The sequence below is a fragment of the Nannocystis exedens genome, assembly GCF_002343915.1.
Lineage (GTDB): Bacteria > Myxococcota_A > Polyangia > Nannocystales > Nannocystaceae > Nannocystis > Nannocystis exedens.
Genome location: NZ_NETK01000001.1, coordinates 4,365,093 through 4,385,405 on the forward strand (window position 1 = coordinate 4,365,093; position 20,313 = coordinate 4,385,405).

Annotated in this window: 13 protein-coding genes and 1 pseudogene; 4 read left to right on the forward strand and 10 right to left on the reverse strand. The window is 69.8% G+C overall.

What is annotated here, in order from left to right; translation table 11 throughout:
* Position 1 precedes the first annotated feature (1 nt).
* From hypF to NAEX_RS47960, 6 genes and pseudogenes are all read right to left on the reverse strand, one after another.
* Positions 2 to 2,071, reverse strand: coding sequence for a carbamoyltransferase HypF (gene hypF / locus NAEX_RS17185; protein ID WP_420814124.1), 2,070 nt, complete (start codon positions 2,069 to 2,071; stop codon positions 2 to 4).
* The gene (locus NAEX_RS54550; RefSeq protein ID WP_245913745.1) at positions 2,031 to 2,249 is read right to left on the reverse strand and encodes an acylphosphatase; all 219 of its coding nucleotides are present in this window, start codon (positions 2,247 to 2,249) and stop codon (positions 2,031 to 2,033) included. The genes hypF and NAEX_RS54550 overlap by 41 nt, the downstream gene beginning before the upstream one ends.
* A 132-nt stretch (positions 2,250 to 2,381) precedes the next feature.
* Entirely contained in the window at positions 2,382 to 2,537 is a 156-nt protein-coding gene (locus NAEX_RS50300; RefSeq protein ID WP_170135788.1) for a hypothetical protein, read from the reverse strand.
* A 26-nt stretch (positions 2,538 to 2,563) separates the two neighbouring features.
* Positions 2,564 to 3,333 (reverse strand): annotated as a pseudogene (locus NAEX_RS50305) (wax ester/triacylglycerol synthase domain-containing protein).
* Complete coding sequence (locus tag NAEX_RS50310) at positions 3,281 to 3,790, reverse strand: hypothetical protein (RefSeq protein ID WP_096328577.1); 510 nt, start codon at positions 3,788 to 3,790, stop codon at positions 3,281 to 3,283. Before NAEX_RS50310 ends, NAEX_RS50305 begins: the two are co-directional and overlap by 53 nt.
* 142 nt (positions 3,791 to 3,932) lie before the next feature.
* On the reverse strand, positions 3,933 to 4,187 hold the full coding sequence (locus tag NAEX_RS47960; RefSeq protein WP_143141114.1) for a hypothetical protein: 255 nt from the start codon (positions 4,185 to 4,187) through the stop codon (positions 3,933 to 3,935).
* A 28-nt stretch (positions 4,188 to 4,215) separates the two neighbouring features.
* Between NAEX_RS47960 and NAEX_RS17200 the strand changes: the two genes are divergently transcribed.
* Complete coding sequence (locus NAEX_RS17200) at positions 4,216 to 5,112, forward strand: hypothetical protein (RefSeq protein ID WP_096328578.1); 897 nt, start codon at positions 4,216 to 4,218, stop codon at positions 5,110 to 5,112.
* 267 nt (positions 5,113 to 5,379) lie between these two features.
* Here NAEX_RS17200 and NAEX_RS50315 read toward each other — a convergent pair whose 3' ends face one another.
* Both NAEX_RS50315 and NAEX_RS17210 read right to left on the reverse strand, forming a co-directional pair.
* A complete protein-coding gene (locus tag NAEX_RS50315) occupies positions 5,380 to 5,520 on the reverse strand; it encodes a hypothetical protein (RefSeq protein ID WP_170135789.1) in 141 nt (46 codons plus the stop codon).
* 473 nt (positions 5,521 to 5,993) lie between these two features.
* Positions 5,994 to 6,902 carry an ADYC domain-containing protein gene (locus NAEX_RS17210; RefSeq protein WP_170135790.1) on the reverse strand — a complete coding sequence of 303 codons (909 nt, stop codon included), beginning with the start codon at positions 6,900 to 6,902 and terminating at the stop codon, positions 5,994 to 5,996.
* A gap of 1,339 nt (positions 6,903 to 8,241) precedes the next feature.
* Between NAEX_RS17210 and NAEX_RS17215 the strand changes: the two genes are divergently transcribed.
* On the forward strand, positions 8,242 to 13,299 hold the full coding sequence (locus NAEX_RS17215; protein ID WP_177326014.1) for an AAA family ATPase: 5,058 nt from the start codon (positions 8,242 to 8,244) through the stop codon (positions 13,297 to 13,299).
* A gap of 35 nt (positions 13,300 to 13,334) precedes the next feature.
* On the opposite strand, the gene NAEX_RS17220 is transcribed toward NAEX_RS17215, so the two are convergent.
* Complete coding sequence (locus tag NAEX_RS17220; protein ID WP_096328582.1) at positions 13,335 to 14,276, reverse strand: alpha/beta fold hydrolase; 942 nt, start codon at positions 14,274 to 14,276, stop codon at positions 13,335 to 13,337.
* A 964-nt stretch (positions 14,277 to 15,240) separates the two neighbouring features.
* Positions 15,241 to 16,737 (reverse strand): FG-GAP-like repeat-containing protein, encoded by a 1,497-nt coding sequence (locus tag NAEX_RS17225; RefSeq protein WP_096328583.1) that lies wholly within the window; start codon positions 16,735 to 16,737, stop codon positions 15,241 to 15,243.
* A gap of 623 nt (positions 16,738 to 17,360) precedes the next feature.
* On the opposite strand from NAEX_RS17225, the gene NAEX_RS17230 reads away from it, so the two are divergent.
* Entirely contained in the window at positions 17,361 to 17,897 is a 537-nt protein-coding gene (locus NAEX_RS17230) for a hypothetical protein (protein ID WP_096328584.1), read from the forward strand.
* A 162-nt stretch (positions 17,898 to 18,059) separates the two neighbouring features.
* On the forward strand, positions 18,060 to 20,309 hold the full coding sequence (locus NAEX_RS17235; RefSeq protein ID WP_096328585.1) for a type VI secretion system Vgr family protein: 2,250 nt from the start codon (positions 18,060 to 18,062) through the stop codon (positions 20,307 to 20,309).
* The last annotated feature ends 4 nt before the right edge of the window (positions 20,310 to 20,313 follow it).

Sequence of the window (20,313 nt, forward strand, 5' to 3'; positions counted from 1 at the left end):
GTCACACCTCCCGCGCCGCGGCGATCGCCAGCTGCCCGAGCGAGAGGCCGCCGTCGTTCGTCGGGGTCGCGGCGGGCGAGCGAACGCGGAAGCCGCGGTCGGACAGGCGGCGCCTGGCCTCCGCCGCGACGATGGCGTTCATGAAGACGCCGCCGGTCAGGACGACCGTCTCGAGACCGGTGGCGTCGCGCAGCGCGCGGCAGACGGTGTCGATGATGTCGACGACCGTCGAGTGGAACCGACGCGCGATGCGAGGGGCAGCGACGCCGCCGCAGTGGTCTTCATGGACGGCGCCAACGATCGGACGGGTGTCGACGACCAGCGTATCGTCCACCCCGGCGAGGACGCACGGGTAGGCGCCGTCCTCGGAGAGATCGGTCGCCATCCACTCCAGCTCCATCGCCGCCTGCGCCTCGTGCCGCGCCTCGTCGCGCACGCCGACGATCGCCGCCACCGCGTCGAAGAGGCGGCCCATGCTGCTGGTCAGCGGCGAGCCGACGCGACGATCGATCATCGCGCACAGGACGCGGAGCGTGGCCTCCGGACGGTTGCCCGCGTCGATGCCGGCGTCTCGGAGGTGCGCCACGGCCATGCGCCAGGGCTCCCGGATCGCCCGCTCCCCGCCCGGCATGGGGACGGGACGCAGGTGCGCTGCCCTGCGGAAGTTCCGGTAGTCACCGACGAGGAACTCGCCGCCCCAGATCGTCCGGTCCAGGCCGTAACCGCCGCCATCGAGGGCGACGCCGATCACCGGCTCGTCGAGCCCGTGCTCCGCCATGCACGCGGCGACATGCGCGTGGTGGTGCTGCACGGCGACGACCTCGAGCCCCTCGGCGCGCGCGCGCTCTCCGGCGTACCGCGTCGACGCGTAGTCGGGGTGGAGGTCATGGGCCAGCACGGCGGGACGGATCGCGAACAGGCGCTCGAAGTGCGCGATCGCGTCGACGTAGGCGCGATAGGCGTGGTGGTCCTCGAGGTCGCCGTGGTGCGGACCGAGAATTGCCGTCGCGCCGCGGCCGAGCGCGAACGTCGCCTTGAGCTCGCCGCCGAGCGCCAGGAGCGGCCGTCGGCACGGGAACGGCAGCACGAGCGGACGCGGGCTCTCGCCGCGCGAGCGGCGCAGCACGGTGGGGCGCCCGCCGATCACGCGCGCGACGGAGTCGTCGCACCGCGTCCGAATCGGCCGATCGTGCGCGAGGAACAGGTCGGCGATCCCCGCGAGCCGGGCCAGCGCGTCGTCGTCGTCGATCGCGATCGGTTCGTCCGTGCGGTTGCCGCTGGTCATCACCAGCGGCGTCCCGTCGAGCTCGGCGAGGAGCAGGTGGTGGAGCGGCGTGTACGCCAGCATCAGCCCGAGCCACGGGCTGTGCGGCGCCACTTCGTGGGCCACCTTGGCCCCGGCTCGTCGTCGAAGGAGGACGATCGGCCGGGCCGGCGAACTCAGGAGCGTCTCCTCGTCGGCGTCGATGTGGCAGAGGCGGGCCGCCCCATCCAGCTCGCGCACCATCAACGCGAGCGGCTTGTCGTCGCGGTGCTTGCGCCGCCTGAGCTCGCGGACGGCGTCGTCGCTCGTGCCGTCGCAGGCGAGGTGGTAGCCGCCGAGCCCCTTCACCGCGACGATCCCCCCCTCGCGCAGCACCCGCGCGGCGTGGACGAGCGCGTCCCCGTCGAGCGCGCCGCTCCCCTCGCGTGCGAGCAGGCGCGGGCCGCACGCCGCGCACGCATTGGGCTGGGCGTGGAAGCGCCGGCTCGCCGGATCGGCGTACTCTCGCCGGCACGCGTCGCACGGGGGGAATCCCGCCATGGTCGTCCGGGCGCGGTCATACGGCGTGGCGTCGATGATTGTCAGCCGCGGGCCACAGTTCGTGCAGTTGATGAACGGGTAGCGATACCGGCGATCCGCCGAATCGAAGAGCTCGGTCAGACAAGCGTCGCAGGTCGCCAGGTCCGCGCTGATCGCGACGCCGTCGCCGCCTGCGCGCTCGTCGCTCGTCTCGATGCAAAACTCCCGTGCACCGCCGGGCGCCCGTTCATCCCATGCCACACCCCGGATCGCAGCCGCCGCCGGCACGTCGCGCTCGAGCGCGGCGAGGAAGCGTTCGAGCCGTGCCCGCTCCCCCCTCTACTTCGATGAGCACGTCGCCGATGCGATTGCGCACGAACCCGCCCAAGCCGAGCCCGGACGCCAGGCGGTGCACGAAGGGGCGAAACCCGACGCCCTGCACGACTCCGGTCACGGTGATGGCCATGCGTGCTCGAGTGCCCACGGTCCGCGTCTCGAGTAGACATGGTTGCAGTCCCGCGCGATGCAAGTCAAGCGTCCGTCTCGGACGCACAAATTCTTAACACTGCTGCACGCAGGAGCTGTGCGGACGATTCGGTCACCGGCGCCGCTCGCGCTTCGACGTCGCGCGGGGCTCGGCGAGGCCGTCGAGCGTGGCGATGGCCTCGCGGCGGCGCCCCGACGACGCAGGCGAGCAGAAGCCGAACTCGCCCGGGAGGCGGATCGCGTGCGCGGCAGACGACTCTCCAACCATGGCATAGGACCTGTCTTTCAAGACAGCTACGAAGTTCTCCGGCCTGTTCCCGTCGCTGACAGCGCCTCAGGACCCGGCGTCAGCCGGGCCATTCGAGCCTGCCCCCGTCGGGGCATCTCCGGGGTGGCGAAACGCTTCGAAGAGCGAGAGGGCGATCGCCAACACCACCGGCCCGAGCACCAGGCCGATGAGCCCGAAGATTTGCAAGCCGCCGAGCACCGCGAAGACGATGAAGAGTTCGTGCAGCTTGCCCGCTTGCCGACGAGCCGGGGCCGCAGGAAGTTGTCGACGAGGCCAATCAGGATCTCGCGGGTCTTGCGGTCGTGCAGCGGGATCGCGCTCGCCAATGCGGGCCGTACCATCCTCGCGTCGCGGAACAGATAGAACATGACGAACACGACGAACAGCGCCCGCACCAGCAGGCCGAGCACGTTGCCGAGGACACCGAGCGTCCTGTTGGCGAGCTGTACACCGAGGCGGCGTGCCACGTCATGGGCATCGTCGGCGCTGCTCATCACCCGCTTCAGCACCGTGGCCATCGCCGCGCCGTCGATGCCGGCGTGATGCACCTTGCAGACGAGCGCGATGCGGCCGCCTTGCAGGCCCTCGGCGACGGTGATCTCCACAGCGACCGGACGCGGCTCATGTGGGTCGAGAGGATTTCGCCCACCAGGGACTCGAGGGCCCGCAGGTCGCCCGGGGACGCCAGCGTCGCTCGTCGCAGGTGACGCGATAGGTCGATATCAGGATCCTCGATCCACCCCGGATGGTGGAGATTGCACGGGGCGTCGACCACTCTTCGAGCGCGTACGACGGCTGCTCGAGCGCCGGATCCACCTCGTGCCGCTGCTCCGGGTAGAGTGTCCGCCCCGCATGCTCGACACGTCGACGAGCATGACCACGACGGCGTGCATCGACACCGACGGGGATTCCATGTACAGGAAACGGGCGTCGAGTCCGGTCATTGCTGCATCGGAGGCTCGTCCCCCGCGCCCTCGCGGCGCAGTCCTCGGCACAAGCGTGGCCGCGAATATCGCGTGCGCCAGCGCCAGCCCGAGCGGAATCGCCGCCGCCAGCGCCAGCCCGACCTGCTCGAGCACCTCGGCCAGCGCGTCCTCCTCGACCGCCTCCCCGGCCTGCTCCTCCTCCTCTTCGTCGCGATAGACGATGAGGCCGGCCGTCCCGGCGACGACCACCAGGCTGAGCGCGGTCGACACGCCGATCCACCCCGCCACCCACGCCTTGAAATGCATCCTCGACGCGCCGGTTCGTCCGGGACCGCGCCGACACGCGTGCGCTGGTCTTCATATGTCGCGCGAGGACGGAAAATTCCAAGACGAGGCGCCTCATGGACGCCGAGGTCGCGCGGCCGGTTCGGCGCGCTCGACAGAGTAATCACAGTTTCAAGCTCCGAAGAGTCTCGGAGTTGTTGCCTCGCGCCTCCCGCGACAGGCCCGCAAACGCGGCCCGACGGGCCTCGTCGTCATCCTGGCCGCCGCCGGTGAAGCTCTGCGGTGTGGTCAAGGCCGGGCTGGAGGCGATGTAGTTTGAAACAAGTTTCACATGACCCAAGAGACATATCGTTTGTGCTTTAAACCATTGTGGGCGGCGCGGATTGATGTAATCTCGGTGAATGGAATTCACCTTCACTTCACGAACTTCTGTTCTTCCCTTTCTGATGGCCCTCATCACCGCTCCGCTGGCCTGCGGCGACGACAAGGGCGGCGAGACCGAGACGGGGGGCGTCACCGCCATGACCGTGGACACCACCCAATCGACCTCGACCACGGCGACGACGACGAACGAGGCCACCGGCACCACCGAGGACGAGACGACGACGACCACGGCCTCGCCGACGAGCACGGCTCCGCCGACGACGAGCCCGACGGCCACGACCGACGACACCACCACCGGCGGCGGCGCGGGCCAGTTCTGTCAGGAGTCCTGCGCCGGCGACGCCGATTGTACGATCAATGGCGTCGACATGGGTTACACCTGCCAGAATAACCGCTGCGTCGACGAGGGCGCCAAGTGCTCGACCGACGAGCAGTGCAACGCCACCATCAGCGGATGGGTCGTGGACTGCGCGGCGCAGGCCGAATGCATGGCCGGGTCGGCCTGTGTGGACATCGGCGGCGGCATGGGCAAATGCGCGATCGAGCCCAACGACGTCGTCATGTGCGCCACCCTGATGATGGAGGATGTCATGATCGACACGATCGAGGGCGATATGATGGTGACGGTCTGCGGCAGGACCGGGGCCAGGTGCGAAGACGAGGTCTGCTTCGACCCGTGCGAGGCGAACGCCGACTGTCCGGCGCAGGGCGGCCACCCCACGTGTAATGTCGGTACCGGGAAGTGCGAGTGCGCCAGCGACGACGACTGCAAGGGCTCCGGCATCGCCGGGTACGCGGTCTGCAACGGTGGCGTGTGCGGCTGCGGGCAGGACTCGGACTGCGCGGGTACCATGTACTCCGACAAGTGCTACGACGGCGCCTGCGGCTGCTCGTCCGTCAACGCGTGCATGTCCGACGCGCTGTTCGACAACACGATGAAGGTCTGCGAGGGCGCCTGACTCCGGTCCTCGGCCCGATCGGCGCGTGTCGTCGATCGGGTCCGCGGGGCCCTCCCCGTCCGCTCAGCCGCGGGCCCGCGGACGTTCGGAGGCGGGCGGCGGGACAGGGGCAGCGTACGCGGGGGGTCGTGGTGCTGGCGGGCCTGCGCGTGTGGCGTCTGCGGCGCGTCGACTCGAACCGAGGGATGTGGCGGCTCGCGCTTCACTGGCCCGCTCCTGGCTGTGCGGCCATCGGGTCGCCGTCGCGATACCGGCGCGGTTTTGCGCTCACGGATGGACGCGGACGAGGGCGACGAGGCCGTGTTCGCAGATGCGGAGGTCGAGCGGCCCGCGGACGGCGAGCAGGAGTGTCGCCCCGCCGGACACCTCCTCACGCAGGTCGGCCCGGGCGACCGCGGCCCCGCGCACGCTGACGAGCGAGGTGGGCTCGGCTCGGCGATCTCGCGCCGGTGATCGCCGGAGCCGAGCAGCACGAGCTCGACGTGAGTGCCGCGCACGCCGGCGCGGTCGTCGCCGGAGCGCCACAATTGAGGTCTCGCGGCGACGTCGAGCGTCGCCAGCGCCGCCTCGACGGCAACGGGCGGCCGCTGCCGTCGTTGAACCGCGGTACATGCAGCCGAGCCCGTCGGGCTTCTATCGCCGCCACTGCCGCCGGCCCCAATTCACGATACCTGCCGACGGAGAGCCTTGTAGAGCCGTTCGAGGTCGAGCATCGGGGTTCACGAGCTGACCCTGCTCCGTGGGCCTCCGAGCGTTCTTGTCCTCGACACCTCGACGAAATCCCCTTTGAACCGCTCAGGCGCCGCCCTCGCCGAGCTTGCGCAGGACGACGAAGGGGACGATCGCCGTGGGCTGGGGTCGCGCATCGGCCATCGCATCGCTCAGGGCGCAGGTACCCCCGTCTGGATCAGTCCGCCCGAATCGAAGGCCTCGCCGCATGACGGAAGCACGCACGCGATGTCCGGCGCGGGCAACCGCGTGTGCTCGGCGTTGAGGCAGGTCGCCCCGTTCGGATCCCATTCGGCCTCGACGGCATAGCTGGCGTCGGGCTCGGGCACCTGCACCCCGATCTCGTCGACCACGTGGATCATGACATTGTCGGTCGTGTGTGGTATCCCGTCGCCGCAATAGTCCGCGCGCACCAGCCGGGTACACGTCTGGTGGTAATCCGCCAGTTTCCACGGGTGATAGCCCCACTCCACGCACTTGCCGATCGCCGCGTCGCGGCAGGCCGCCGTCACCGCGTCGCTCACCGCCGCCACGCGGCTACCGGTCGTCGGGTCCCACACCGCGCCGACCAGGATCGCCTGCGTCGGGCCGTTCGGCCCGTCGCACAACGGTTGCCACACACCCACGGCGTCCTTGACCTCGAGATCATATAGCCACACCTCCGATCCGGGGGCGAGCCGCGTGACGTTGGCGATCCGCAGCCTGCGATTCCGGTACACGTTGTCCCCGTTGTCGACGAGCCCGAAGCTCAGTACGGCCCCGACGAGCTGCGCGCCGCCGAAGACCGTCCCGCTCCCGTTCTTGGCCCGCAGCTCGCTGCCGGCGAGCCAGGCGTGCGTCACCGGGCCGCCCTGCCCCAACGTGAACGACTCGAGGTCGACGTAATTACCGCTGTTCTCGTCGCCGTCGAGGCGGAATCCGTTGAGGCGGAATCCGTTGAGGCGAAACCCGTTGAAGCGGGTCCCGTTGAGGCGGAACCCGTTGGCCTCGAGCTCTCGCGCGCCGACCTCGTCGAGATCGTCGACCGCTCGGGGGGCCTCGTCCACATCGCAGGCCAACATCGCTCCCGCGATCCACACCGACGCCATTCGCTGACCGCTCATCGCCGCCACCTCGCCTGCGAACAGGATGAACCCGCTCACCTCGGCCGGCCCTCGTGATTGCCCGGACGACGTACGGACGCGGGCCGGCTGCCGACACCACATTCATGGTCGGCGCCATTGGTAAAAGTGCGCGGCCGTCGCAGCTCGACCCGCGGCGATCCTCCAGGACAAATGCTTGCGAGCTCGAGCTCGCAAGATTCGTGCGAGTCCGACGCCCCGGGGCTGCCGCCCCCATCGGACCCCGGCACGCGCCGACTCGGCGTCATTTGCACGTGCGGCCCAGTGGACGGATGGATGTCACCCGAAGCAGGGGCTCGCCACCAACGTCTTCCGCCGCGTGTCGTTCGGGGTGCACGCGACCGAGGTGTAGCCGAACCGCGGCTCGGCCGGGAACGCAGCTCGCCGCACGAGGACCAATGACCGAACCCGGCCTTTTGCTGCAGGCGGTGACTGTCCTCGTCGGTAATGAATAGCGAACCGAGCCCGCGCTCGCGGACCAGGGAAATACCACGGTACCGTGAGGACATCTCGGCGCGGGCCTGGGCTGAGTTCGGACGGTGGGAATACCCGTGGGCGGCTGAGATCATGTGGAATGGCCACTGCTCATCACCCGAGCATTCGATCCAGCGCGTCGAACGGCGCGCCCTACGGGGGCTCTTCGTTTTTTTGATCGCGTCGCCGTCTTCTACGGGGGCCGCGCCCTTCGACGAGTAAGACTTTGGCGACAAGGAGCTCAAGCTCGGTGGCGCCGACGCCGGCGCCCCAGACCTTCGATTATTGCATCGACATCCAGGCCGCCAGGGAGGAGAGCGCGCGGGTTGCTGCCGAAGAGATGGCAAGGGCCGACGACTGCGGCTCGCAGACTGGGTATAAATACTTGCTCACCGGTGCCGACTCGTTCCATCGAGCGAGCTCCAATCTCACCCGTTCGGCAGCCTGTTCCGCGCTCGCTCACGCGATCCGCCGAAGGCCCGCGACCGTCGTCCGCTCGGTCTTCTGGCCGTCAGCGCGACCAACTCCTCGAGCGCCGCCCGCTGGGCCTCGACCAGCAGGTCCGGCGGCGCGTCCGACCAGCGCACCGGCGGGAGCCATGCAAGAGGCCCTCTTGGACAGGTGTTCCGGACGCGACGAGCGGCTCAGATCCGAGCATGCAAGGCTTTTCGTCAGCGACCTGCCAGAGATGACCTGCGGGCCCGGCGCTGGACTCGTCGATCGTCGCACGACCGCGACTCGCCAGGAGTCCGCCCCTGCAGCCGAGGAGTTGACGGCCGGCGCGATGTTCGATTGCCTGGGACACATGTTGAGCCTCGAGAAGTATGCTCTTACCGAGAAGATCTACGAAGGCTTGGCGACCGTCGTGTACCGCGGCCGGCGGAAGGAAGATGGCGCGAGGGTGGCGCTCAAGATCCTGAAGAACGACTACCCGAGCCCCGCGGAGATCGAGCGCCTCAGCCGCGAACACGCGCTGCTCAAGAGCGTCGACGTCCCGGGCATCCCGAGGGCCCTCGGCCTGGAAAAACACGGCGGGAGGTTGGCCCTGGCCATGGAGGAGCTGCCCGGGCGCCCGCTCGACGACGTGCTCCGATCTCAGCGGCTCGACCTCCCAGCTGTCTTGCGGATCGGCGCCTCCCTGTCCGGCGTGCTCGGGAGGCTCCACCTCTCCGGCGTCGTCCACAAGGACGTGAAGCCGCAGAACATCCTCGTCCGCCTGGATGTGGGCGAGGCCTCGCTCGTCGACCTCGGCGCCGCCGCACACCTGTCGCAAGACGCGCAGGAGCTCCCCGGTGTCGTCGAAGGGACCCTCGCGTACGTCGCCCCCGAGCAGACGGGGCGCATGAACCGGCGCGTCGATCACCGCGCCGATCTCTACTCCCTCGGCGTCACGCTCTACGAGCTTCTGCTCGGCGCCTTGCCGTTCACCTCGACCGACCCCGTCGAGCTCGTGCATAGCCACGTCGCCCGGATGCCGGCGCCGCCGCACGAACGCGATCCGAGCATTCCCCGTGTCGTCTCGGACATCGTCCTGAAGCTCCTGTCCAAGTCGTCCGAGGAGCGCTATCGCACCGCCTTCGGCCTGCAAGCCGACCTCGAGGCGTGCCTCGCTCGCCTGAGCGAGGCCGGCTACATCGAGCCGTTCTCGCTCGGGCGGCGCGAGCAGTGCGCCGATCTGCGGCTGTCGGATCGCCTCTACGGACGCGACGTCGAGCGCCGCGCCGTGCTCGCCGCGTGGGAGCGCGCCGGCCGGGGGGCGCGCGAGCTCCTGCTCCTGGCCGGTCCCGCAGGCGTCGGGAAGTCGGTCCTCGTCGAGGAGCTCCGCGCCGACATCCTGCGTCGGGGCGGCTACTTCGTCGCCGGCAAATTCGACCAGCTCAACCACAGCTCGCCTTACGCGCCGCTCGAGCACGCCTTCCGCGAGCTCGTCCGGCGCGTGCTGACCGAGCCCTCCGAGGTGCTCGAGGTCATCCGGGCGCGGCTCGTCCAGGCCCTCGGCCCCAACGGAAGGATTGTCGCCGACCTCGTCCCCGACGTCGAGCACATCATCGGCGCTCAGCCCCCCGTGCCGGAGCTCGGCCCGACCGAATCGCAGAACCGCTTCAACCTGGTCTTTCAGCGCTTCCTCGCCGCCTTCACCGCGCCCGACCGCCCCTTCACGCTTTTCCTCGACGACCTGCAATGGGCCGATCCGGCCACGCTCAAGCTCCTCGGGGCCCTCATGACCGACCCGGAGAGCGCGCACCTGCTCGTGCTCTCGGCCTACCGCGACGGCGAGGTCGATGATACCCACCCGCTCGCGCTCGCCCTGGCCCAGCTCCGCAGGAGCGGGGTCCCCGTCTCCGTGGTGCCGCTCGCGCCGCTCGGCGAGGCCGAGGTCGCCGCGTTCATCGCGGACACGCTCGGCTGCGGGGCCGCGCAGGTCGAGCCGCTCGCCGCGCTCCTGTCCGAGAAGACAGGCGGCAACCCGTTCTTCGTCGGTCAGCTCCTCCGCGGGCTGTTCCGCGACGGGCTCATCACATTCGACGCGAGCCGCGGCACGCTCTCATGGGACCTCGATGCCATTCGCGCGTCGACCGACGACGACGTGGTCGCGTTCGTCACGGACAAGCTGCGGGCGCTCTCGCCGAGCGCGCAGCGCGCCCTCGAGCTGGCGGCTTGCGTCGGCCACCGGTTCGACCTCGAGACGCTCTCGGCCCTGCTCGGGCAGACCCCCGCCGACGTGACACGGGCGCTGGAGGAAGCGATGCACGCAGGCTTCGTCTCGCCGGTCGAGCCGGACGGCCCTCCGCCTCGCGCCACGCGGTTCCGTGAGGAGCCGCCCGCGCCCGCTCCGCCGCGCCCGCGCGTCCATCGATTCCTCCACGATCGCATCCAGCAGGCCGCCTACGCGCTGATCGGCGAGGAACAGCGCAGGGGGGTGCACCTCCGGATCGGCCGCCTACTCCGCGCCCGGCTCGGCGCTGATTCCCGCGACGACGAGCTCTTCGCGGTCGTCCACCACGAGAACCTCGGCGCCGCCCTCATCCGCGACCCCGAGGAGCGGCTCGACCTCGTCCGGCTCAACGTGGCCGCTGCCAGGAGGGCCAAGGCCGCGACAGCCTTCGCCGCGGCGAGTGATTACTTCGACCACGCCGTGGCGCTCCTCGACGGGACGACCTGGGAGCGGGAGCACGAGCGGACATTCGCGATCCACGCCGAGCAGGCGGAATGTGCATACCTGTGCGGCCGCTTCGAGGCCGCCGAGGCCCTGTCTCAGGCGCTCCTCGCGCGCGCCCGATCGCTCACGGAGCGGATCGTCGTCGAGCGCCGCCGCATGGAGCTGCGCGCCACTCTCGGTCGCTTCGCGGAGGCGGTCGAGATCGGTCTTGCCGTCGTCGGCCAGCTCGGAATTCACATCCCGGACAGCGAGGAGGCGCGCGGCGTGGTCCTCGTGCGGCAGCTCGCCGAGATCGACGCCATCGTCGGCGACCGGCCGGTGGAGGGGCTCCTCCACGAGAAGACGCTGGCGAACCTCGAGGTCGAGACGCTGCAGGACCTCCTGATGATCCTGTGCGGCGCCGGATACTACGTCAGCCCCACCGCCTACGCTCTCCCCGCGATCGAGCTGGTCATCCTGTCCTTGCAGCACGGCCATTCGCCGTACAGCCCGGTCGCCTACATGGCATACGCGTTCGTCCTCACCGCGCTGCTCGGCCAGCACCGGCGCGCCGAAGCCTTCGGCGAGCTCGCCCTGGCGCTCCAGAGCAAGTACCCGAATCCGCAGACGGAGTGCAAGCTCCACCACATGTTCGGCACGTTCGCCCACTCGTGCAAGCCGGTCCGGGTCGCGCTCGCCCACCTGGAGCGGGCGTGCAGCGTGGGCCTCGAGCTCGGCGACTTCGCCTTTCTCTCCTACGCCGCCGACAACTCCATCCCCTACAAGTTCGCGCTGGGCATGGAGCTCTCCGAGCTCCGCGACGACGTGACGCGCCTCTCCGCGCTCATGCAACGGACCCAGGATGCCCTGTCGATCGCGTATCTGTCGGTGGCGGCGGGGCTCGTCGACAACCTCCTGGGCCGCACGAAGAACCGCCTCACCCTGAGCAGCGACTCCTTCGAGGAGGCGGGGTTCGCGGAGTCCATGGTGCGCGCAGGTCTCTACCCCGTCGCGTGCTGGTTCCACGTGGCGAGGCTCATGGTCCTCTTCCTGCACGGCGACTACGAGGGCGCGCTGCAGGCGGCAGCACGCGCCCAGGAGCTGGTGCTCAGTGCGACCGGCCAGTACTTCCCGACCGAGCTGTCGTTCTTCGCCTGCCTCGCGGCGGCGGCGCGCCGGCCGTCGGCCGCTCCGGACGAGGCGCGCCGCTGCGACGAGCTATTGGCGCGTCACGGCGAGAAGCTCGCGCAGTGGGCGACGCATTGCCCCGTCAATTACCAACACAAGCACCTGCTCGTGCAGGCCGAGTTGGCGCGCCTCGGCGGCAGGCACGACGAGGCGACGGACGCCTTCGATCGCGCCATCGAGGCCGCGGGCGCGGAGGGGTTCGCGCGTGACGAGGTCATCGCGCTCGAGCGCTGCGCGCTGTTCCACCGCGAGAAGGGCCGGACCCTGATCGCGCGCGTGTATATGGCCGAAGCCTACGCCGGCTACGCCCGGTGGGGCGCCACGGCCAAGACGGCCGCGCTCTCCGAGCGATTCGCCGACCTCCTGCCGGCCCCGGTCGCGGCGCCCCAGAAGAGCGCCGCGCTCGTCACCACCACGACGCGGTTGGACGCCTCCGGGCTCCTCGATGCCACGGCGCTGGTCCGCGCCGCGCAGGCGCTCGTCGGCGAGGTCGTGCTGGATCGGGTCATCGAGCGCCTCATGCGGCTCGTGGTCGAGAGCTCCGGCGCCCAGCGCGGCGTGCTGCTCCTCGCGCGGGACCACCAGCTCCTCGTCACCGCTCGGCTCGACCAGGAGCGCATCGAGGTGGGTCCGCCGCTCCCCCTCGAACAGACGGCGGATGTCGCCGGCACGATCGTGCGATACGTGGCTCGGACCGGCGAGCCGGTGATCCTCGACGACGCGAGGCACGATCACCGCTTCGCTGCCGACCCGTACCTCACCCGCCGCCGCCCGCGCTCGATCCTCTGCCTCGCCATGACCCAGAACGAGCGGCTCACGGGGATCCTCTACCTCGAGAACAACGCCGCCGGCTCTGCCTTCACCCGCGCGCGCACCGACCTCTCGTGCCTGCTCGCGTCGCTCGCGGCCGCGGCCGTGGAGAACGCGCTCCTCTATACGCGGGTCGACGAAGTGACGCAGGCCCTGCTTCGCGCCAACGAATCGCTGGAGAGCGAGGTTTCGCGCCGCACCGAGGACCTGCGCGCGACGAACGCCCAGCTCGCGCTCGAGCTGGCCGAGCGCGAGCGGGCCGAGAAGGCGATGAGCGCGCTGCACGAGCAGATCGTCCGCATGCAAGAGGAGCGGCTCGCCGAGCTCTCCACGCCCATCCTGCCGATTACGGACCAGATCATCGTCATTCCGCTGATCGGTACGATGGACGCGCCGCGCGGCCGGCAGGTGCTCGAGGCGGCGCTCTCCGCGGTCGGCTCGCACCGGGTCGACGTCGTCATCCTCGACGTGACCGGCATGAAGATGGTCGACATCGAGGTCGCCGACATGCTGACGGCGACAGCGAGCGCCCTCCGGCTGCTCGGGGCGCGGGCGCTCGTCACCGGCCTGTCCCCGGAGATCGCGGGGACGCTGGTCGAACGAGGCGCCGAACTCGGGTCGATGACCACGGCGGCGACGCTGAAGGCCGCGGTCGTGCATGCGTTGCGCGAGCTCTCCGCGCCCGCGGGCCGCGCTGTTCAGCGGGCCGGAGCGCGGAGGGCATGAGCGCGGCCTGCCGCCGCCGAGACGTCAGTGACGTATCAAAGATCGTCCAAAAAATCGCCCAGGAGGTCGTCGAGCGCGGCCGGCGCTTCCCATTGAATCGCGTGACCCGACCCTGGCACGACGACGACCTTCTTTTTCCACAGCTTCGGGATGCTCGGCGAGATTGCCTCGAGATAGGCGAGCCGAACGAACGCGTCGTGCCCTGCATGCACGAGGGCGATCGGGACCGTCAGCCCCTGAGCGACCGGCACCTCCGGGAGAAAGTCCGGATCGAGCCCCGACGCGGCCTCCAGGACGGCCTGGCGCGTCCCCGGATCGGTCCGGTAGCCGTCCTCGTAGAAGAACGAGGGGACGTGCGGCCAGCCGGGCCGGAAGAAGGCCTCGACGTACTCGTCGATCTGCGTCGGCGTCAGCGTGGGGATGAAGCCGTACGTGGTGGCCTGCCCGGCGTAGCTCTCGGCGGGCGTGAGGAACGGAGACGGAGCGTCGGGCCCGCCGCCGACAGGGGCCGTGCCGAACAGGAAGTAGCCCTTCACGTTCGGCAGGAGGTGAGCGGTTTGTAGCAAGAGGTCGCCGCCCAGGCTCCAGCCCACCATCACGCCGTCGTCGACGCCCAGCTCGATCGCGGCCTGGGAGATGATCTTGGTGAAGGTGGCGATGCTGTACTCGGCGTCGTCCGAATTCCCGTACCCGGGCAGATCGATCGCCACGACGCGCCGCTTCTTGGCCCGGGCGGACTTCAGGAGCTTCCGGAACGAGTTCGCCGAGGACGTGTTGCCGTGGACCAGGAGAAGGCCCGGCTCCTTCTTGCCGGAGCTCTCGTACACCGCGATCTGAATCCCGTCGATCGTGAGGTAGCGGCTGGGCGCGAGCTCGTCTTCGCTTAGGCACCGCAGCTCGGCCTCATCCACCATTGGATCGCAACCGGCAAAGCTGGTCAGCACGAACGACGAGAACAAGAGGGCGGCAGGCTTCATACTGGAACACTTCCATCTGGAGGAAACGCATCGGCGAGCGCGTCCAGGGATTATAGATCACGGGACGGTGCGCTTCGCAAGGGCCGCCGTGATATCATATGTATGACATTGTAACCTGCACACCGCACACTCCGCATGGCGCCGGAGGGCCCCGCCGAGCGCCCTGTCAGCGAAGCTCCGAGGCGCGAAGGACCTCCACCGTAGCAGACGAGCACCGCTGAATCGCCGATCGCGGGGAGTACGAATGACAGCGCCGATTTGGAGCTATCGATTCGCGCGCATGCGAGGTGGACGTGGAGCGGGAGCTCCGCGACGATATATCCGATTCGTCACGACCTCGGACATCGCGCGCACGCGGCCGCGCCGCGCGGGTCGGCCGATGTCGTTCGCGCCCATGCGGGTCCGCAGCGCTCCTCGCCCTCCGGGGACCTTGCCGGCCCCGACGCGTCGCTGTGGCAGGTGCCTGTTCGCCCGCTTCGCTTGTTACCCCGGTCCGACTGTCGGAGTCCACGGAATGGTCATTGGCTCACATCGGCGGCTGGCAACCTCGGCGAGCTCCAAACTGCTGAAAGTCCGGCGCATCGGAGTCGGGGGCGTAGCAGATCGCTGAAGACGAAGACAATCTGTCGCCCTCAAGCCGTATGTATCTCGAGTAAAGCCGGTACGCCGCGCTCGCATCATTCCGCCGTCCATCCCCGCGATCAGCAGCTCGAACTCGACCTCGGCGACGCCGCGAACGACGGCGCTGGCGGGGGCCGAAGCTCGTCAAAGCCGCGCCGCTTCGGGTGGGCCAAGCTCCTCCTTCTGATAAAGATCTGCATGGCGTCCGAGTCGGCGTCTGAGTTGCGGATCCAGGCGGACTTCCGGAGGGCGTTCTCCCACAGGCGGCGAGGTGGTGCGCAACGATGTAGAAGCCTGCTTGAACCTCGGCCGGCCTCAAACAGTGCCGTGAAGGCCGCGGCGCTCACAGGGCGCGGATCGTCAGCACCGTGGTCGCAGCACGGCTGCCCGCGATCAGGTCGACGTTGCCGTCCCCGTCGACGTCGGCGATTCGCAGCACCTCAGGCGCGGTCGCGGCCGGCGCGGTGTAGAGCTGCTCGCACACAAAGCCGCCGGCCCCATCGCCGACCAGCACGCTGATCACCGGCGCCTGTGTCGCCGATACCAGGTCGAGCAGGCCGTCGCCGGTCACGTCGATCACCTCGGCGCCGAACAGCGGCTGACCGACGTGAAAGTCGACGACCTCCGCGCTCCACTCCGCCGGCGCCGTCGCGGGCCATACGCGCGCGAGTCCCTCTCCGCGTTGCTGCCGCGTCCCTACCAGCGCCGGCGCCCCCTGACCGTCGAGGTCGCCGCCGAGCAGACGCGTCCACGTCGTCGGCGCCACCTGGATGAGCTCGTGCAGATCCCACACGCCCGACGCCTGGCCGAGCAAGATCTTGATCTGATGCGAGTTGCTGCCGGGCGGCGACATCACGTCGGGTCGCCCGTCGCCGTCCAGGTCCGCCAGTCCCGTCCCGAGCCCGATCTCGTCGTAGTTGGCCTCCTCCACCAGAGTGAAGCCTCCGAGGCCGTCGCCGCGCCAGAGCCACATACCGGGCCAATACTCATTGATCGTCAGCAAGTCGTTCGCGCCGTCGCCGTCGCCGTCGACGACGTGGACCAGCCTCGGTTTGCTGTTCGGCATGAAGACCGGCCCCGGCGTGAACACCCCGCCTTGGCCGAACCACACGCCGAGCACCTCGTCGCGCAGCACCGCCAGGTCGGGCGACCCGTCGCCGTCGAGGTCGGCGGCGGCGATCCGCACGTCGGTCCCCGGCGAGCCGAGGTCGATCTCGCCGTCGGCGACGAACGTCCCGGTGCCGTCGTTCCACGCCAGCTCGATCTGGCCCGCCGAGGGCTGCGCCGCCAGCAGATCGAGGTCGCCGTCGCCGTCGAGGTCGGCCAACACGAAGGCGCTGGGCGCGTGGCTGAGACCGGACTGCGAGACCTCTCGGGCCGGCGCCGGACAGGCCGGCACCTTCGCCGGTCCGCCCGGCACGCACGCCTGCTCGGCGGGCTCGCACACCTGGCCCGCGGGACAGTCGCCGTCGTCCGAACATTCGAACTCGGGCGGCCTGCAGCGCTCCCCCCGACTCTCGCGCTCGCAACACGCGTCATCCTCCAAGCACCGCCCGAAGATGCATAGCTCGCACTCGCCGCAGTCCAGCGGCCCCTCGCAGGCGCTCCCGCCAGTCGTGCTCGTCCCCGGCTCCGTCGTACTAGCGATCGTCGCCTCGCTCGTCGGCGTCTCGCTCGTCGGTGCCTCGCTCGTCGGCATCTCGCCCATCGACGCGCTGCTCGTGCTCGTGCTCGTGGTCGAGCCCGAGCTCGCCGTGTCCTGTCCTGGCGAAAGCGGCCCGCAGGCGCCGAGCAAGCCCGCCACAACCCATCGCCGCGACCGCATGGACTTCCATCCCATCTGCCAACGATGTCACGCCCGCTGTCTCTCCGCAAGCGCTGCACCCCGCGCTCGACTGCAAGGTCGGCGAGGACCTGCTGTCCGACCGTCCCGCGATCGTGTCGATGATCTTCGGAAGGGCGGCCCGCCCGCTCACGTTCCGCCCCGGAGGTGGACGAAGATCGCCGGGCCAGACCCAGCCATCGGCGCGGCCAGCCTCCCCTGTCGTCATCGACCACGACGGCAGGGGTTGGCAGCTTACCTCTGGCTGGGCTCGGCCCCCGGCACAGGGGGCCCGCGCGCACCAAGAGCCCCAAGGAGGCGCTCGCTGCGAGCCCTTGACGGTGCGCGACGCTACGAGCCAATTCGTGCTGTGCGCCCTACCTTCTCGACGTCTTCCACGCCGAGCGTCACACCGTGCAGTCGAACTGCCGCATCGACGCCACGATCTGCGCCGTCCCGATGTGAAGCGCCGAACAGCCCCTGGGGTCGATGTCTTGACCCCAGGGGCTGCTCCGAAGGCCCCGCGTACAGACCTCAAGACACCATTGCATCTCCGGCGGGCTCCGGGCGGCACGCGAATTGCTGAGCGAGGCGCCGAGCGCTCGACGCTCTCTGTTTCTCTCGACAACGAGGAGTCTGACATGCGCCCTGTCCATCTGCTCGGCGGTCTGGCCGCGCTTTGTTCCTTCTTCAGCGGCGGCCGCGCCGACGCGGCGTCCTTCTTCCACCATTCGATCCCCGCTTCGGCCTGTCAACCCGATCAAGCCAGCGCCCCCCACGTCGCCCTGGTCGACGGTTCGTGGGCGTACTCGGGAACCAGCACCAATCCGATGACCTTCTACTGTCCCGTCACGCACCCCTTCTTCGACCACGCCTCCGCCGAGGATCAGGTGATCGACGGGTTCCGCCTGTATTACCGCGATCTCGACGGCAGCGGGGTCTATCACCAGGTCACGGCCCAGCTCTTCACCCGCGGTCCGACCGCCGGCAGCGTGTCGCCGATCGACAGCGTCCTCTCCTCCAACAGCGGCAGCAACGGCAACAACTACGTCGACCTCGACATCACCGACCACACGATGTCCCAGCAGCCTTACTTCTTCAAGGTGACGATCGATCGCAACACGATCGTCGCCGACATCGCCTTCCACGGCATCGACATCTTCGACAACGGCGTCTGACCCTCGGGAACCCAACTCGACGTCCCAACCGCCGTTGGTCCCCCCAACCCGCTCTGCCGCCCTCGGCGACAAATCGCCGCGAGGAGCCCTTCAAATTTCTCGGCCTCGACCTTGCACGAGCGTGGCCTCGGCCGATCCCGCGCGGGATCGCCCGCCACGCTCATGCTTTTGCTGGATCCCGCTCCCCCGTCGACACTCGGCCCCACGTCGCTCGCACCGGCCGAGTTCTATTTCACCTGCGAAGAGGCCCCGGCCGCCGAATGGCATGTCCGCCGCTTCACCCTCCGCGAGGCCCTCTGCGAGCCCTATTCCCTCGCCGTCGACCTCCTCACTGCCAGCCTCGGCGTCGACGTCGCCGCGCTCCTCGGCGCCCGCTGCACCCTCGAGATCTGCCGAGGCGTCGACGGTCGCCTCGTTCACGGCCTCGTCACCCAGGTCCGCACCCTCGGCGTCTTCTCCGGCCGCCTGGCCGTGCGCGTCGAGGTCGCGCCCGCCGTCTCGCTCCTGTCCCAACAGACAGACACTAGATTTTGGCAGGACCGCACGGCCCCGCAGATCCTCCGCGAAGTGCTCCAGCCCGCCCTGCGCGACCTCGGCGCCGCGCTCGACATGCGCATCGAGGAGGCCGCGCACCTCCCCCGCGAGTATTGCGTCCAGTATCGCGAGACCGACCTCGACTTCGCCGCGCGGTTGATGCACGAGGAGGGCCTGGTGTGGTTCTTCACCCACGCCGCCGACAGAGCCGGCGAGACCCTCGTCATCCTCGACAGCACCGCGCGCGCCCAGGAGCTCGACCACCCGCTGGGCGCCGTCCCGTACGTGGCACAGAGCACCGGCGCCGCGCGTTGTCAGTCCGTCTCGAGCTTCGACTGGCACGGTCGGCTCACGACCACCGCCGTCGAGCAGCGCGACTGGAACTGGCGAGACGTCGAGTCCGCCCCGTATCACCGCCACGTCGACGCTCGTGACGCGCGCGGACGCGTCCGCACCCGCCATCACCACGACGAGCGCCGCCTCGAGCGCGACGACGGCCTCGCCCGCGCCCGGCGCGAGCTCGAGGCGCACCGCGCCGGCGCCGAGCTCGGCCTCGGCGAGAGCGACGTCCTCGAGCTGCTCCCCGGCCACACCGTCACCCTGCGCGGTCTCCCGCGCCCCGACCTCGACGGCGACTACCTCCTCGTGCGCGTCCATCACCGCGGCGACGCTCCCGAGGAGGACCAGTTCGCCGCCGGCCCCGCGGAGCCGCGCTACCTCAACACCTTCGAGTGCGTCCGCGCCGACCGCCCCTACCGCCCGCCCCACGCTCCGCCGCGCCCGCGCGTGTACGGCCCGCACACGGCGATCGTCGTCGGCCCGCCGCGCGAGGAGATCCACACCGACGAGCACGGCCGGATCAAGGTCCGCTTCCACTGGGACCGCCGCTCGCCCCCCGACGACACTGCCTCTTGCTGGATCCGCGTCGCCCAGGCCGCCGCCGGTCCCGGGTGGGGCGCCATGTTCATCCCGCGCGTCGGCATGGAGGTCCTGGTCGAGTTCATCGACGGCGACCCCGACCGTCCCCTCGTCACCGGTTGCGTCTACAACAGCCTCAACCCGCCGCCGCACGCGCTCCCCGACCACAAGACGCGCAGCACCTTCAGATCCGAGAGCTCGCCCGGCGGCGGCGGCTTCAACGAGCTCCGCGTCGAGGACGCCCGCGGCCGCGAGGAGATCTTCGTCCACGCCCAGCGCGACCTGCGAGAGGTCGTCCTGCACGACAACACGTGTTCGGTCGGCCACGATCAGATCCTCGAGGTCGCCGGCGAACAGCGCCTCTGGGTCGGCCGCGACCAGACGATCGAGATCCACGGCGATCGCGTGGTCACCGTCGGCGAGGGCGACCTGATCACCCACGTCGTCACCGGCAAGAGCACGACCACCGTCCACGACGGGCGCTCCGTCGTCGTCGAGCGGGGCGATGACTCCTTGAAGGTGTACCGCGGCGGTCATTCCACGACCGCCGAGCTGGACGTGACCATGACCTCGCGCGACGGCCGGATGCTCCTCAACAGCCGCGAGCGGATGGCGCTCGCCTCGAAGGAGTCCCAGCTGTCCCTCATCGGCGAGACGCAGGCCGAGCTGATCGCCTGGACCGCTGCTCTCACCCTGAGGGGCCACACCGACGTCGCCCTGAGCTCGCAGACCACCCGGGTCGAGGTCTCCGCGCCGAACGAGGTGTGCGTGACCAGCCCCCAGGTCGTCGACATCAGCGGCGGCACGATCCGGCTCGCCGCCCTGGAGAAGCTCGTCCTCAGCGTCGGCGCCACCAGCATCACCCTCGACCCCGCCGGCGTCACCGTCTCCGCCCCGCGGATCACCAGCGCCGCCGTCGGCATCCACGAGATCACCGGCGCGCTCATCAAGATCAACTGAGGTG

Excerpts from the sequence above, each read along its gene's own strand:
- NAEX_RS54550 (WP_245913745.1), bottom strand. The coding sequence starts at position 2,249 with ATGGCCATCACCGTGACCGGAGTCGTGCAGGGCGTCGGGTTTCGCCCC.
- NAEX_RS17215 (WP_177326014.1), top strand. The coding sequence starts at position 8,242 with ATGTTGAGCCTCGAGAAGTATGCTCTTACCGAGAAGATCTACGAAGGC.
- NAEX_RS17210 (WP_170135790.1), bottom strand. The coding sequence starts at position 6,902 with ATGTTGGCCTGCGATGTGGACGAGGCCCCCCGAGCGGTCGACGATCTC.
- NAEX_RS50300 (WP_170135788.1), bottom strand. The coding sequence starts at position 2,537 with ATGGTTGGAGAGTCGTCTGCCGCGCACGCGATCCGCCTCCCGGGCGAG.
- NAEX_RS17200 (WP_096328578.1), top strand. The coding sequence starts at position 4,216 with ATGGCCCTCATCACCGCTCCGCTGGCCTGCGGCGACGACAAGGGCGGC.
- NAEX_RS17225 (WP_096328583.1), bottom strand. The coding sequence starts at position 16,737 with ATGGGATGGAAGTCCATGCGGTCGCGGCGATGGGTTGTGGCGGGCTTG.
- NAEX_RS17220 (WP_096328582.1), bottom strand. The coding sequence starts at position 14,276 with ATGAAGCCTGCCGCCCTCTTGTTCTCGTCGTTCGTGCTGACCAGCTTT.
- NAEX_RS50310 (WP_096328577.1), bottom strand. The coding sequence starts at position 3,790 with ATGCATTTCAAGGCGTGGGTGGCGGGGTGGATCGGCGTGTCGACCGCG.
- NAEX_RS17230 (WP_096328584.1), top strand. The coding sequence starts at position 17,361 with ATGCGCCCTGTCCATCTGCTCGGCGGTCTGGCCGCGCTTTGTTCCTTC.
- NAEX_RS17235 (WP_096328585.1), top strand. The coding sequence starts at position 18,060 with ATGCTTTTGCTGGATCCCGCTCCCCCGTCGACACTCGGCCCCACGTCG.